Genomic DNA, 16,132 nt, shown 5'->3' with positions numbered 1-16,132 from the left:
CACCTGCTCTATTTATAAAATTTTGGGGGTATTATACCTTTTAAGAGTGATGTTGCAAATGGAGGAAGGTATTTCTTTACTTTTTGTTTAATACTCTCTTTACTAGTAATAATCAAAGGACCATCTATATTATCTATTCTATCCTGAAGTCTTCTTTTATGAGCATTGAACTCTTCATGATACAGACCATCTAGATATTTATCATACTGCTCTATCAAGGAAATAGTATCTTTCAACTTTTCCAATTCCTTCTTTTGACTCCAAGTTCCGTTCGGATGCAAGCGATACACAGACATCACTTCTGGGAGATAGGCAATCAGTCCATTCTGGGCTACCATTATATTCGTCATCCAGTCATAAACTGTCAACTCATATAAAGAGCTATCTAATTGCTTCAAATACTTAGCCTTATATACGCAAGTAGAGAAATTACCTATAAAATTGTCCAGTACAAGTTCAGAGACTGTGATCAACTGGAAACTACGATCCCAATTCCAAGGTTGAACATTATATCTCTTTTTCTTCATGTCATGTACCACAAATTGATTAAAGGTCATAACACAAGCCTTATTAGACTCTAGAAAATCCACATGTTTTTGGATTTTCAAAGGATCAGTCCAAAAATCATCACCTTCTAGAATAGCTATGTATTCTCCCTTACATGCAGCAAAGCCTCTCTTATAGTTTAGCGTTATCCCCAAATTACTCTCATTAGCTAAAATTCTAAATTTCCCAGGATGATTCTCAGCATATTGCTGAATTATACTCATAGTACTATCTTTTGAGCAGTCATCTGCTACTACAATTTCATAATCAAACGTCGTTTTTTGTTCTAGAATACTGTCTATTGCTTGATTGATATAACTCTCGTGATTATATGTCACCAATAGAATACTACATTTTGTAATTGAATCAGTCATTTTTTGTTCTCCTTAATTTATCAATGATTGGTTCTAATCTTGTTATTAACTTATAGGCCTTTCTATTCTTAATAGCTTCGATTTCTTTTTCTAATTCACTTTTCTCTTTTGAAATCCCCAAATTATTCAACTCAATCATTTTAAGTACTTCATCTTTCTTCTTAAACTCATCATCAAACCAATTTTCTCGTGACTCATTCATTTCTTGCATTTCTTGATTTCTCTGTATCAGATCTTCATTTGTTAACTTTAAAGTCTTAATCCTTCTTTTGAGAGTTTGATTCTTCATCCGTAATTTATTCACAAAATTCATATATTTATATTTAGTATGTTCCCAATCACTATTCGCTTGTAATTTTGAAATTAAATCCTCTGATATATCTAGTACAGGAGTACTATATTTAAGCAGACACGAAACTGATCTAATATAAGTGCCTTGCATAACCTCAATAACAATTTGAGGGTCATTATTAAGAAACATATATTGGTTATTTTCTGTAGAGAAAGCATTTGAACTCAGTGTATATTCTTTGTTTTTTAAATTATCTTGATTTGTTAATTCTAAATCTAAAATTTCAATAATGCACTTAGTAGCAGAAGGATCTATTCTAATCTTATTGGCTAAAGCAGGAAGATCGAAATTAACTTGAAATATTTTTTGGGATTTTTCTACTTTAAAAGATTCACTTTTTGATTCACTGTACCCCTGACCATCATCCCAGTATATTTGAAGGTATAAATTATCTTTTTCAAGATCACCTCCGTTTTTTTTGTTGTTATCTGCATTCATTTTATGAGTTGACATAAAGTCAATCATATTTTCATGATGCGATATCATTGCATAATCTTCCGAGGTCATTTCTGCACTTATTTTTTTGAAAAGCGAAGGCAAGTTATCAATTCTTTTTTCGAATCCATTTTTGCCATATATAATAAACGTACGTACTGATTCTTCATTATTAAAATCTTTATAAAATAATTTTTCATTGTAAAAACTATTTACCGTATTCCAGTACTCATATATATCAGGATGTAATCCTGTCTTAAACTCCATTTGCATAAATTTCTCGAACAGAAAAATTGAAGCATGGTTAAATTGATTCCACTCTCCATTAAATTCATCCATCTTATCTTTAATTAATTGAAGATCAGGCAAACCATTTTCCTGATGTTCTTTACTCCATAGTATTTCACCGTTATATAAATAATGAAAAAAAGCACCTAATCTCTCTTCCACTTCCTCTATCCCGTTATTTGAAAACGGCGCTGAAATTATAAATCCATATTTAGATACTCTTTCAATTTCAGATAGAAAATCATTTCTCTTATTCAGAGGAATATGTTCAAGGACATCCAGCCCAATAACAAAATCAAAGTAATTATTATCAAAGCTAAGGTTAGTAGCATCACCCTGTATGAATGATGGATCATTTAATAACTCTTCAGGAAGGAGTAAATCCAAATATTTTATATTCTTATTTTCAACAAAGTTCTCTAAATTTTTATGTTCATTCGCCCCTACTTCCAGAATAGAAAGTTCAAGTTCTTTAATCCCCAATAATTCAAAAATAATCTCTACCATCTTATAACGTTGAAATTGATGAAATGGAATCACAACTCAAAATTCACCTCCTAATTAACTCTACTTATCTGTATTTCATTTGGAATGTATAACTTGTTCCAGATCTTATAAGGATCCCTTTCGCGCATTTCAAATATATATGAGTTCTCTGTATAGTCTACGAATAACGATGTTCTATTTTTTATAGTTGAGGTAGAAAGAACAGTAGAAAAATTATACATTCCTTCTACTAAGGGTAAGCGCGTTTTGAATTCAACAATTATCTTCTGACCTGCTTCGCCAGATATTTCGCCGATTTCCTCAATCAAAGTATTACTGCCTAAATATTCGATGTTTTGTTTATCTCTAATATGATACCCAACAGAAATTTGACATTTTTTATCAAATTTTATATGCATTCTAATTTTAATTTTGTCATTAAAATCAGCTGTTATAACCGGATTATTGTTGCTATCTAACACTTCTAGCTCTGTTAAAATCGCATCACGGGTCCCCTGCCTGAAATATTCCACTTTCTCCATAAACTCAGAATTCTCTTTGAAAACAAGATTGTCATCCAGGGAAACCTCATCGAGATGGTACAGTTTATCTTCCGAGTTCACTCTCCCCTTAGTATTATTGTTCATTTGATCTCTAACATATTTAGCATACATATCTACTACCTTTTCAGCATCTCCGTAAGCTTCAAGATTTCCGTTTTTCAAATATATAGCCTTTTTGCACAAGGACTTAACAGAATTCAAATCGTGACTTACATATAAAACTGTAACTCCCTGTAGAAATAATTCTTTCATTTTCGTTATACATTTCGCTTGGAAATACATATCTCCAACACTCAGAGCCTCATCGACTATTAAAATATCAGGTTGTACATTGATAGCAACAGAAAAGGCTAACCTTGCAAACATACCACTACTATATGTTTTAACTGGTTGATAAATATACTCCCCTAGTTCTGCGAACGAGAGGATTTGCTCAAGTCTTTCTTTTATTTCTTCTCTTTTAAAACCCATCATCAAACCGTTTAAATAGATATTTTCAATACCTGTATACTCAAAATTAAATCCGGCACCAAGCTCCAAAAGTGCAGCTACTTTTCCATTCACTTCTGAGATACCACTTGATGGCGTTAATACTCCGGTTATAATTTTTAACAAAGTTGATTTACCAGATCCATTCTCTCCAATAATACCTACAATATCTCCCTTATCTATAGTGAAATTGAGATTCTGAAGAGCATGGTGCTCAGAATACAATGTCTTCTTTCGATAAAATAAAGACTCCTTGAGCCTATCCATAGGAGTTTTATATAGTTTATAAGTTTTGCTGACATTTTGAGCGCTGATCGCTATAGTTTCCATTTCCAAACCACCTTATCAAAGCACATCAGAAAGATGTGGTTTAAGTTTTCTAAATACTTTTATTGATATAGCAAAATTAACTATCACTACAAATGCAAAGTAAAGTGTCAATTTGTATTTCTCATAAAACCAAATTTTATTAATCATAGAATCTCGAAAACCTTCTACGATATAATAGAATGGATTTAATTTAAACAAAAAAATCATATGCGGAGACAAAACATCTACAGACCAAAGAATTGGCGTTAACCACATACCAAACTGCAAAATAATAGACAATACGTACGAGAAGTCTTTAAAAAATGGAGTAATTGCTGCAGTTAACCAAGATATACTAGAAATAAGAATTATATTACATAGGGTATAATATATAATTTGAACTGCAAAAAAACTGATAGGATAACCATAACTAATAAAAAAGGAGAATAAGATTATAATGAAAAACAGATGCACTAAGAATGCCGAGAATATCTTTACTAATGGTAATAATTCAATTCTAAAAACAACCTTCTTAACTAAATAATTATACTCTAAGAAACTATGTGTCGCTGTTGTTAATGCTTCAGAAAAATAGAACCAAGGTATAATCCCAGATACAAACCATAAAACGAAAGGTGCGTTTAAATCAGCCGGGGCGCTGACTTTCAAACCCTTTTCAAAAACAAACCAATAAACCAGTATAGTAACTAATGGCATTAGTAACGCCCATAACAATCCAAAATATGAACCTGCATATTTTGATTTGAAATCATTAATAGCTAAACTTTTAGTTAAGGAACATATATTTTTGATCCTCTTCATGTACGGTTCTTTCCTCATTTGTGCGTCTCCTTAGTAAAATCATATATATATTATTATTGCATTTATTACCTATACGTTTATTATTAATGTATTTATTATTAATGATAAAAAGTAGTTAGGTCGCCTTACATATGTTAAAATATCCACGTACCTACAGGAAAAGGAGATTATAACGTGTCGAAACCAGTATACGGTAAAAACGCCGCTCAGTCGAGAAATGTTGAAAAGATAGCAAGTCCGATATGGGCATTAGTTGTTGGTTTTATTCTATTTTTGTGTTGGACCCCATTTCAAGTGGGATTGTTTAATGGATCGCTAGTAGATTACGAGAAGCCAATATATGTATCCGCACTATTAAGCGCACTGATGCTGCTAGTCTGTGTTGGCTTGAACTACAAAAAATTCAAGCTTGAAGAGCAGAGTGATTTAGTAGCTTGGGCAGCGTTATTGCTCCCTGTGACCTATGCTCTGTCACTGTTTGTCGCAGTTTCGCATTATACGGCGATGAATATGCTGTTCATTCAGTGTACATATGCCGCAGTTTTCATTATAGCCTTTTATCTCATGAAGCAAAAGCAAGTAAATGTTGTCATTCAAAATGCTATATTAGCGATTGCGTATTTTATAGTGGGTTTTGGACTTTTAAATTGGCTAGGCAGTAGTAAATTAGCAGGAAATCTTATAGGTTGGTTCTCAAACACTGTCCGAAATGATGTCTATTTAGATGCTGTTATGACTGACTCTAACGGACTTCGTCTGACTTCGATCTTTCAGTACGCAAACACGTACGCTGCCTTCTTGATGGCCTTTCTATTTGTAGCAATATTCGCGCTTATTCGCTCTAAAAATTGGTATGGAACGTTAACACACAGCTTTATGTTGGTACCTATCATTGTTTCTATCCTACTGACGTTATCTCGTGGCGGCTTAGTCCTGCTACCTGTAGTATTCATACTCCTACTTCTATTCCTAAAACCTGCACAGCAAATCCTTTGGATTCTGCATCTAGGAGTTGCTGGTATTGCTTCGCTACTAATTACAACTCCAGTGACCAATCTGGGCTTAGAGTTAAATACAAATTTCACTTCATCCGCTGCCTTAAAGGGTTGGGGATACCTGCTGGGTGCTTCAATAGTTGTTGCCATTATCGGCTGGGTGATCCAACGTTTCGTATCTCCATGGTTACATATGAAATTGGAGAAAGTGTCGTCCCGTAAACTGACGGGTCTATGGATCCCACTCGGATCAGTTGTGCTGGTAGCCATTGTAGCATTCTTGCTCATTGGTACAAGTGCAAAAAGCATCTTACCCGACAATATGGAGACTCGCCTAGAGAACATCAACTTCCAACAACATAGCGTACTCGAGCGGATTACTTTTTATAAGGATGCCTTGAAGGTGGTTAAGGATTATCCGATCCTCGGTGCTGGTGGAGGAGGCTGGGCATCACTCTATGAGCATTATCAGAATAACCCTTATACAAGCCGGCAGGTGCATAACTTCTTCTTACAATTTCTCATTGAAGTAGGTATTGTTGGATTTATCATCTTTATGAGCTTCATTCTGTATATCTTCTATAAATATATTCGTGGATATGTAAAACGGGATAAGAATGAATTCGAGAATGGTTTCTTCTATTTAATTATTGCTCTATCTATTCTTGTGCACAGTCTACTTGATTTCAATATGAGTTATGCCTTTATGGGCATACTAGTTTTTATTGGTCTTGCTGGAATGGCAGCTGTTATGGATAGCAAGCCACTGCGGAAAAATTGGAATAAAGCGGGCATCCGTTTTGGATACCTCGCTGTGCTTTCTTTAGGAACCTTGTTCCTAGTGTTCTTATCAATTAGCTATATTGGCTCCAGTAACTCCGCTTTGAAAGCTAAACAATTACGGGGTTATAGCAATTCTTACGAAGAGCTTAGAGCTCCCTTGATAGAGACTTTGAACAAACGCCCAAGCCATCCAGAATCGACAATTTATCTTTCAGCCTTGGATCAGCAGGTATTTAGCCAGACCCAAGAGGAACAGTTCCTTGACGAATCTTACAGTGTATTAACTCGCGCACTCAAAGATGAGCCATACAACAAAAATCTTCTGCTCCAATTAGTGAGCTACTACGATCTGAAAGGTCAAAGTAACGTCGCCTTGGGTATTTACCGTGACAACGCAGATAAGTTCAACTGGGATATCGATTGGTATGATGCAATAATCAGCCGTTCTTTTGCATTAGGTCAGCAAGCACTTAATCAAAAGGATGAGACAAAGAAACAAGAGTATTTCAATGAAGCGCAAGAAGCATATAATCATGTTCTTGCTGGGATTGAACATCTGAAGACTCTTCCACCAGAACAACTGCAAGGGCGTCCTTTCTCAGTAACGCCAACTATCGCTTTAAACGTTGGCAAAATGCAACTTTTATCCGGACAAGAGGATGCGGCGAAGACCACTCTCAAGCTTAATTCAGATGCTAATTACACGGATATCATGAACAGTGAAACTCCATGGGATATAAATTGGTACAGTTCACTCATCAGCCGTTCATTTGATTTGGGGCAGGCAGCTTATGCACAACAAGATAATCCAGATAGAATAGACAACATGAAAGCTGGCTTTGTTATTGGGCTTTTGGCCTACGATCATGTACTTGCGGATAATGATCCTTCGAAGACATTTAATCCGGATGTGACACTGAAGGTAGGAAAGATGCAGTATATGTCTGGAAAGATACAAATTGCAGCCTCTATCTTAAAAACAGCCTTAAGCCAAGATTTCGCTGATGCAACCAATCGTGAGATTGCCCGTTGGTACCTAGCTGCACTGGCGAAAACTGGTGGCGAGGATCAGGCACTATACGATTCGCTGATCGCAGCTGATCCTGCGGAAGCAGCACAAGTTGAGGCCATTACAAATTCACAATTTTAAAAAAGAATGAAACCCTAAAAGCCCGCCACTGTAATTACAGTGGCGCGCCTTTTTTATTTTATGAGATTTACTTATAGCCCAACCTTAGCTGCTTCGCTCTCGACAAGCTCTTTCATATAACGAAGCAAGTCATCTTTAAGCTCCTCGTGTTGAAGTGCATAATGAATGGTAGTCTGGATAAAGCCCATTTTCTCACCCACATCATGACGTTTACCTTCAAAGTCATAGGCAATAATTCGTTCAACCTCGCTTAGACGTGCTATCGCATCAGTAAGTTGGATCTCTCCACCTACACCTACCTGCTGCTCACCTAGCATATCGAAGATACGTGGAGTTAAGATGTATCGTCCTAAAATTGCTAGATTAGAAGGAGCCTCTTCTCTCTTTGGCTTTTCTACTAGACGATTAGCTTTATATACCCGTTCTGCCAAAGGCGAAGCATCTACAACACCATACCGTGATACTTCTTCCCATGGAACAGGCTGAACACCCACGATAGAAGATTTATACTCGTCATAAACATCTATCATCTGTTTGAGACAAGGTTTATTCGCTTCAACAATATCATCGCCTAGCAGGACAGCAAACGGTTCGTTTCCTATGAATTTACGTGCACACCAAATTGCATGTCCGAGACCTCTTGGTTCTTTTTGACGAATGTAGTGGATATCTGCCATTTCGGAAGATTTACGAACGGATTCAAGCAGCTCCCACTTCTGCTTCTCTGCTAAGTTAAATTCCAGTTCAAAAGAGTTATCAAAGTGGTCTTCAATCGCACGTTTACCTTTCCCTGTTACAATAATAATATCCTCGATCCCGGAAGCAACAGCTTCTTCAACAATATATTGGATCGTCGGTTTATCTACAATCGGTAGCATTTCTTTAGGCATTGCTTTGGTCGCAGGCAAAAAACGGGTACCAAGACCTGCGGCTGGTATAATGGCTTTACGGATTTTCATCACATTAACTCCTTCTGTCGGATACTCTTCCATTCTAAATACTCAGTATGTAAAATGGCATATTTCCTTCAATTATAGCAGTTATAGCAGATTTATGTCAGAGTGTTTGTTATATTTGTATATCTATTCCATCTAAATAAGAGAGACGGCATTATAAACCATTTATTTCTAGAATAAACACTTTGCTGACCCTTACGATATATTATCTAGTATATGCAAATTAGGATGAGGACGAGATCAAATCTAATAAAAAGGGCTAAGCAATACCAGCATCTACCTGGTAGTTACTTAGCCCTTTTTCTTTAACTCTTAACTCTTATTACTTCGCGTTCACCAATTGCCCACGCGTTACGCCAAGTTGGTTAGTAGCCTTTAGGCTCTTCCATACCTGCGTACCAGAGATTTCACCACGCAGAGCGCGGCTGTAGAGGCTGATTACCTCAGCCACTTGCTCTGGCGTCTCTTCCAAGAACTCCACACGGTATGAAGATACTCCTAGGTCACGGAAATTGTTCAAATACTCCGCACCAGACTGCTCAACAGCGTTATAGACGGTATTACGGCAGCCTTCATCCACACGAACTGGATGTGACATTCCAATACGGTCTTGCAAAGAAGCACGGTGTTCTTCACAAGGACGACCACAGTTCGTAAAGTCCGTGCCTTCACTCATAAAGGTACAGTACACACAGTGTTCAGTATGGAACATCGGCAAATGCTGATGGATAACGACCTCCATCCGGGACGTATCACTGTGTTCAAGCAGATCGACCATCTGTTGAATGTTCAAGTCATAGGATGGCGTTACTATGTCACAGCCAGCCTCAAGGAACAAATCCACTGCTTTATGATTGGCGATATTCAGTGAGAAATCACCGATCAGGCGTGGATGCACAGCATCCGGCTGCTCCTGGCGGCGGCGCAGATAATAATACAACGCGCCTGTATTACGCACGAGCACAGCATCCGGCTGCAAGCGAAGAATATTCGCGTGGTAGCCGTTCTCGCCCGGCATATGAATGCGCGGCGTGGCCAGCGCTATGCTGGCCCCTGCAGCCCGTACCGTATCTACCGCTGCCGGGAACTGCTTGATAAACTCGAAGTCGGCGTAGATGTTTCTCACGCCGGCCTCGAGCGCAGCCTGCACCTGTGGCAGGCTGCGGCACAGCGCGGTGAGCTCCGCTTCACCAGCGCACTGCGGAGCGACACCCCTGCGGGTGGCGTCGCCGTAAACCTCGATCGCCCGTTTCACGTAGACGGGCGGTTTCGGGCGCTCGCCCGCAAGCAGCTCCACCGCTTGGCGGCGGATGCTGTTCAGCTCGCGCATAGGGACGATGACGTCGCCTTGCAGATGCGACTCCAACGCGTCAAGCTGGAACACGGTCCCGCCCAGGCGGCCGAATTGTTCTTCCAGCAGCGCGGTATCCATCGGACGCTTTTGCGCGGCTTCCAGCGCGAGCTCCGAATCCACACGGACGGTAACGTTCTTCTGAACGTCCGTCCACCAAGTCGTCAGCTTCTCGCCGACGCAGCCTTGCACTCTAACATGTACCGGAAATACCCGGTACGGCTTTTCAGTTTCATAAGTCTGGCGCAGCGCCTTATCTAACGCAGGGTCATTTGTCTTCCAAATGCGGTCACCGACATTTAGACGACGAAGATCCACATCATTACGACCGGCTACGATGTCGATGATCCAGCCTTCTCCGGCTTCGCCTTCCAGCTTCACACCTTTACGACGAAGGTCGTAGACACGACCGCCTTCTTCTTTTTTCGTCGGATCCCCAGCGTCAAAAACAATTCCGTCCCCACGCTTAAGCGGTGCATGAATACGGCAGACCACTCCGTCACGCAGAATTTGCTCAACAGTCCCCAAATATACACCACGGCTTTTTGGGAAAGTCCCGTCTACCAGTTTCTTATTGTTCGTTCCATCCAGGAAACCATGTGTAAACCCGCGGGAGAAGCTTTGTTGCAGCTCACGCACCTCCTCCTTCGAAGGTTTAGACAGATCGCCTTCAAAATACCGATCAATCGCTTTACGATACTTACTAACTACATTCGCTACATATTCCGGGCTTTTGAGGCGACCTTCGATTTTAAAAGAAGTCACACCCGCCTCGATCAGCTCAGGCATTAGATCAATTGCTGCCAGGTCCTTAGGAGAGAGCAAATAAGTTACGTCTCCCATAGGTTTTACCTCACCATCCACCATCAGATCATAAGGCAGGCGGCAAGCCTGCGCACATTCACCGCGGTTGGCAGAACGTCCGCCCCACATTTCAGAGGTCAGACATTGACCGGAGTAGGAAACACACAAAGCACCGTGTACGAATACTTCCATCGGCAGGCGGGCTTGCTCCCCGATCGTACGAATTTGTTTCAGATTGTTCTCACGACCTAATACCACACGTTCCAAACTAAAAGGTTTAGTAAACTCGACCGCTTCCGGCGAAGTAATGGTCATCTGTGTCGATCCGTGAATCGGGAAATCCGGTGAGATTTCGCGGATCATTTTGACCAAACCTAAATCTTGTACAATTACTGCGTCCACGCCAGCATCCACGCATGCATCAATCAGTTCTTTTGCATCAGACAATTCATTTTCAAAAACCAGTATATTAAAGGTCAAAAAGCCCTTCACACCATAGCTATGCAAAAACGCCATAATTTCCGACAGCTCGTCCATGCGAAAGTTGTTCGCTCTGGCCCGTGCATTAAACTTCTCTACGCCAAAAAAGATAGCATCCGCTCCGTTTGCTACCGCTGCACGCATGCAGTCCCAATCACCTGCGGGTGCCAATAGCTCCACGTCTTCTCTGCGTATTTGTTGCTCTTTCATTTATATCCTCCCAAACCGCCATTTGACGGGTCATTTCTAGTTGATTAACTTGATAATTGTATCAAATATCACACTTGAGCGCTATGCGTTTACCAACATTTATATAGAATAAAAGTCATAATGCTGTCAGGAAGCTGACTTCTTGCCTATTGCACTTTACTCCATGAATGTTGTAGAACATGCAACTTTATTGCCTAATCCAGCGCTTCGACAACTAAATGTTGTACATAAAGCATCATTCTCACACTCTAGTATCGACAACCGGCACAAAAAGTTGCAACATTTACAACAATTCACTAGGAATTCCGTGACATACGAGACATACGATAGAATGTTGTATCAAATACATCAATCCATCCTTTAGCTATTCACATTATGCCCAACTTGGATAACATTGGCTCCAAATCTCCTAAAACAACCCTTCCGACAACCCTTCTATCGGTTCAAAGTAACAAATATATGTATTTTTAATAATAGGCCGAATCCCTTTTCCCTCTTTATACAAAAAAAGAACGCCCCAAGCCAAATCGGCAACTGGGACGTTCTTCGTCTGATTGAATTATACGCTTCTATTCGTGTGTAAGCTACGACATTGGTACTCTTTTAACTACTTGCTGCCTGTAAACCGAAACGATTGTAACGTCTTGTCTAATAGAGCCTGCTGTTCTGCAGTGGCATTGGCATCATTCAGCGTAACGGTAATCGTGTAGACCACATCATTTTTGCCGAAAACAACCTGCTTGCTGCGAAAAGGGATGCCATTTTTGATTTGATGTGCAGTTATGATCGTAGCAGGGACATCCGCAAAGGTAGACTCCACTACACTTTCTATACGAGGGCCTTTGGGATCATTATTTTTATTTTGATAAGCATCTTTGAGAACATTAACTGTATAATCCACTGAACCCTCGGATTTTGAGTTGATCTGTAGACGTCCTCCGCTGAAGCGATATTCAATCGACTGCGTCTCAAAAATATCCTGATAAGGTGTCCATAAACTTGGAATATCAATGGCATAACCGTAGGTTTTGGATACTTTGGTTAATGTCTTATTTTTGAGCGTCTTATAATCATCACTAGCGAGTCGCCCGAAGTTCTCCTTCAGCAGATCAAAATCAATATCAATAGAGGATATGATGGCTTTGAATTTTGCCTTATCGTCATCTTGCCCAGCAGCTGTTACATATTCAAAATAATAGCGATACCCATTTTTGAGTATGAGAGCTTGATATTCTGTAGTAACACCGTTGCCGTAATTTAGCTGTAGCTCATTGATTTGTGCAGATACACCGGAGATCTCCGACTTGTTGCTGTCTTTCAGAACATAAGCATCCGCTACAAAGTTTTCTTTAGTTTTCGTTTTCAGATCTTCAGCCCAGCTCTCTAGTGTAGAACCAGCAGGTGCCGAGGTAACCGCCACACTCAGATGACTTCCCTGCTTACTCTCGTAATAGAGATGCTGGTCGTCCTTACTCCAATCTGCGGGAACCTGTAGTGAAATCCCATAGTCCTCATTGTACGCGTCACGCAATCCACTTTTCACCGTAGAAAGATCACGGATTTTTTTGTTTTTAGTATCAAAAGAAGGCTGGAAAGAGTTAAGTAATCCTGTGTATTTAGCAAAATCTTTATAATTAACTGCTTTGTTATCCGTCAAATAAATCTCGTAGAGTCGACCTTCAGCATATAACAGTCTGCTTTCCCAGAGCGCTCCACTGGAATCTTTACTGATCAATCTAGCATAAGGTATCGCGGCTTTGGGGAACGACTCCCGATCCAATATCAACTCCCCACCTGCCTCGACCTCCCGAACCAGCTGTTCCAGCAGCCCTTCCGCATCTACCGCAACCGCCTGGTCACTTACATGAATCTCCACATAATATAGATTGTCCGCACTTGAAAAGGTAGCCACACTTTCATCCCCACCGCTATTTCCAGCGATCAGCCCAGAGGGATAATTCAGTGTCCATTGAAAATAGCTGTTTCCAATTTGAGTCTTACCAACATCGCTGTCAATCCCAGTATCCTCTGGCGTATCTTCTTCGTTGTCTACAGGAACTAGGGTAACCATAAGCTCACCCCCACTCCCTTGAGTAAGGGTCGCACCTAACACATCAGCCACAAAACGTAGCGGTACCATCAGCACATCTGAAACCATCCGGGGCGCTGAGCCTAGTTTAACTTTGATTCCATCCTTCCAAGCGATATCACTCCCAATTGTCATCACCCCTGAATGAGTACCGTAGGTTACTTTTACAACATCGTTCTGCTCTAAGGAAACATTGCTGCCAAACGTCTTTTTAAAAACCCCAAGCGGGACCATAACCGTTCCGTTCTCCCTATAAGGCCGCTCGATAGCCACCTTCTTACCATTCACCGTAGCTGAAGTACTGCCAACTTTTAGACTCAGCTGTTGCTTGTCTCCTTCTGAAGCTAATGCTGTTTGTATGGGTAATATAGAAAATAGCAGTAATACGGCCAACATCGCACAAAATCCTTGCTTTAAAATTTTTAAGCCCATTTACCGTCCCCCTCTCCAGTTTACTGATCACTCTTCCGCGTGCTCGTCCCCATCCGATACATAATCATCTCCGCTTAACAACGGATCACCTTGAGTGAGCACGAGTTTACGAACGACGATATCCCCATCGCTTTGCATAACCAGCCGCACAGTTGCTCCCGGCAGGTAGCTTTTGAACAATTCATTAATATCAACTAGTGAGACCACACGATGCCCATCGATGCTATATAAGACGTCCTCTTCAGCAATCCCTGACTTGAGTGCTTCTGAAGACACCACCTTCGTGACGGACAGCGGGTCCAGCGTTGGCAATCCCACAACCGTAGACCAGCTCGCCTCCAGCTCTAGCCCCAGACTCGGATGCTGGACCTCACCATATTTTAAAAGCTGGTTCATAATATACTGCACAGTATTCGCTGGAATCGAAAACCCCATATTTTCCACACCCACCGCTGAGTATTTCAGGCTGTTGATTCCCAGCACCTCACCTTTCATATTTACTAGCGGCCCTCCGCTATTTCCGGGATTAATCGCTGTGTCACTCTGGATAAGACGATAAGCCGCATCTACCTCACGGTTAAGACCACTTATAACGCCTACAGTCGCTGAATTTCGTAGAGAAAAGCTAATCGGTGTTCCGATAGCAATAACCTTCTCCCCAACCACTGTTTTGCTATTCGCTGGAATAAACTTGGCGGGCTTTAAATGGGTGGCATTGATTTTGATCAGCGCCAGATCACTAACTTCATCCAGATATGTTTCTTTAACGCTGTAGGTTTTGGAGTCCGAAGTGACTACTATGGCATTTTGCAGATCCTTGATTACATGAGCATTGGTTATAATCCATCCGTTCGATTTCACAATGATGCCGGAGCCATGCGTCAGATTGTACCGATCATCCAGGCCACTATTCCCGCCACTCTCATCTTTGCCGATAATGCCCACAACAGAAGGAGTGATACTTTTAATAATTCCAGGTATCGGATCTTCTGCCGCTGCTTTACTAACCACCTTACTAGTACTATCAAAAGCAAACACCGACTGACTCCATGCTACCGACAGCACTACGCCGCACAGTAATAGACCTAATCCTTTCTTCACCAGCTTCTCCCCAATACTCCTCATTCCTCACCAGACCCTCTCTTTACAAATGGATAAATTTAACATTATATAATTTGAAAAAAGACGCCTTCAATGCGCCCATGGCGTTAAAGGAGTCTTTTGGTGCAAAGCTGTTCAATTTAGTTCTTTCATTAACTTAACCAATGCATCACCATGGCATAGTCAGAGATCACAAAAACCAGCAAGCTAACGGCTCCAAAACCAATGGCAAATTTGTTCTTCTGGGGAGCTTTCAATAGTCGAACAACCCCGACCAAAATCAAGATGGTAAATAAAATCATAAACACATCAAAGGTATGAAATTTAGACGGTCCTTGCGCGGCAACTTCTGCAAGCAGCATAACCTTACCTCCTCAAAAATGTTGTCAAGCAAGATCCAGTAATCCCCATATCACCTTCTATGTTATCGCTACCATTTGGGCGATGCAATAGGTTTTGTAGAAAAATTATGTATTTGTCGTAAAAAATATATTTTATCCCTGCAAAATCCGTAATAACGATGAGATTGATCACTGACAATTGGGTGTGCTTAGGGAAACGTTGTGAGCCCAATCAATTCTATCGTCATGAAGGTTACAATAGAAAGTCCGTTAACTGCTTTAGAAATGAGATAAATTGAGCAGTGAATTAGAATTGAAATTCAGAACTTAGAACTTAGGATTCTGGGCTCGAATTTAGGTTTTTAAAGAATTAGGGAAATTCTCCCTAAAATTGTCCGATTAACAGTTCATTTTGTGGTTATCAGGGAATTCCTCCCTAAAAATCATTAGAAAACCGGGTATATGAGTAAATTCACCCGATAATTGGGGAGGTTTTCCCGGATTTCACCTTATATGATCTAAAAACTCGGATTTTCAGGGAAGTTTTCCCTAATCTAACAAACAGTTATTTGATAGAGTGATATGATGATTAATTATTCGGTTTTCAAGGAACTTTTGGCCCTAACGTTAATCAATTACTTGTTAACCCTATCAACAGAATACTCCTCATTGAATCTTACTACGAACATGTCCTACATATGCCTACCTTGCCTATTATTAAATCCATTTTTTCTATAGAATTCGTATAACTTTTGCTAGAAAGATCACATCATATA

General features: G+C 40.2%; 10 protein-coding genes. 1 reads left to right on the top strand and 9 read right to left on the bottom strand.

Going from position 1 to position 16,132, the window contains the following annotated elements; genetic code table 11:
- Positions 1 to 8: 8 nt before the first annotated feature.
- The 4 genes from MKY63_RS12975 to MKY63_RS12960 are packed head-to-tail and all read right to left on the bottom strand — an operon-like array spanning position 9 to position 4,682.
- Positions 9 to 920 carry a glycosyltransferase gene (locus MKY63_RS12975; protein WP_339813153.1) on the bottom strand — a complete coding sequence of 304 codons (912 nt, stop codon included), beginning with the start codon at positions 918 to 920 and terminating at the stop codon, positions 9 to 11.
- Positions 913 to 2,535, bottom strand: a complete 1,623-nt coding sequence (locus MKY63_RS12970; protein ID WP_339813151.1) for a methyltransferase domain-containing protein — start codon at positions 2,533 to 2,535, stop codon at positions 913 to 915. The genes MKY63_RS12975 and MKY63_RS12970 overlap by 8 nt, the downstream gene beginning before the upstream one ends.
- 17 nt (positions 2,536 to 2,552) lie before the next feature.
- Positions 2,553 to 3,863, bottom strand: a complete 1,311-nt coding sequence (locus MKY63_RS12965) for an ABC transporter ATP-binding protein (protein WP_036678636.1) — start codon at positions 3,861 to 3,863, stop codon at positions 2,553 to 2,555.
- A gap of 15 nt (positions 3,864 to 3,878) precedes the next feature.
- Positions 3,879 to 4,682 (bottom strand): ABC transporter permease, encoded by an 804-nt coding sequence (locus tag MKY63_RS12960; protein ID WP_051491033.1) that lies wholly within the window; start codon positions 4,680 to 4,682, stop codon positions 3,879 to 3,881.
- Between the two features lie 156 nt (positions 4,683 to 4,838).
- On the opposite strand from MKY63_RS12960, the gene MKY63_RS12955 reads away from it, so the two are divergent.
- Positions 4,839 to 7,592, top strand: a complete 2,754-nt coding sequence (locus tag MKY63_RS12955) for an O-antigen ligase family protein (RefSeq protein WP_036678634.1) — start codon at positions 4,839 to 4,841, stop codon at positions 7,590 to 7,592.
- Between the two features lie 71 nt (positions 7,593 to 7,663).
- Here the strand turns inward: MKY63_RS12955 and galU are convergent, their stop codons facing one another.
- From galU to MKY63_RS12930, 5 genes are all read right to left on the bottom strand, one after another.
- Entirely contained in the window at positions 7,664 to 8,551 is an 888-nt protein-coding gene (gene galU / locus MKY63_RS12950; RefSeq protein ID WP_036678633.1) for a UTP--glucose-1-phosphate uridylyltransferase GalU, read from the bottom strand.
- Between the two features lie 319 nt (positions 8,552 to 8,870).
- The gene (locus MKY63_RS12945) at positions 8,871 to 11,393 is read right to left on the bottom strand and encodes a U32 family peptidase (protein WP_036678631.1); all 2,523 of its coding nucleotides are present in this window, start codon (positions 11,391 to 11,393) and stop codon (positions 8,871 to 8,873) included.
- Between the two features lie 607 nt (positions 11,394 to 12,000).
- Positions 12,001 to 13,914: a stalk domain-containing protein gene (locus tag MKY63_RS12940; RefSeq protein ID WP_036678629.1), complete on the bottom strand. Its 1,914-nt coding sequence runs from the start codon at positions 13,912 to 13,914 to the stop codon at positions 12,001 to 12,003.
- Positions 13,915 to 13,941: 27 nt separating this feature from the next.
- The gene (locus MKY63_RS12935) at positions 13,942 to 14,991 is read right to left on the bottom strand and encodes a trypsin-like peptidase domain-containing protein (RefSeq protein ID WP_235219413.1); all 1,050 of its coding nucleotides are present in this window, start codon (positions 14,989 to 14,991) and stop codon (positions 13,942 to 13,944) included.
- 176 nt (positions 14,992 to 15,167) lie between these two features.
- Positions 15,168 to 15,377, bottom strand: coding sequence for a DUF2759 family protein (locus tag MKY63_RS12930; RefSeq protein WP_036678627.1), 210 nt, complete (start codon positions 15,375 to 15,377; stop codon positions 15,168 to 15,170).
- Between the last annotated feature and the right edge of the window lie 755 nt (positions 15,378 to 16,132).

Source organism: Paenibacillus sp. FSL R7-0189, assembly GCF_037969925.1.
Classification (GTDB): Bacteria; Bacillota; Bacilli; order Paenibacillales; family Paenibacillaceae; genus Paenibacillus_AQ; species Paenibacillus_AQ odorifer.
Note: the sequence above shows the minus strand (reverse complement) of the source record. Positions and strands in the feature narration are given on the sequence as shown.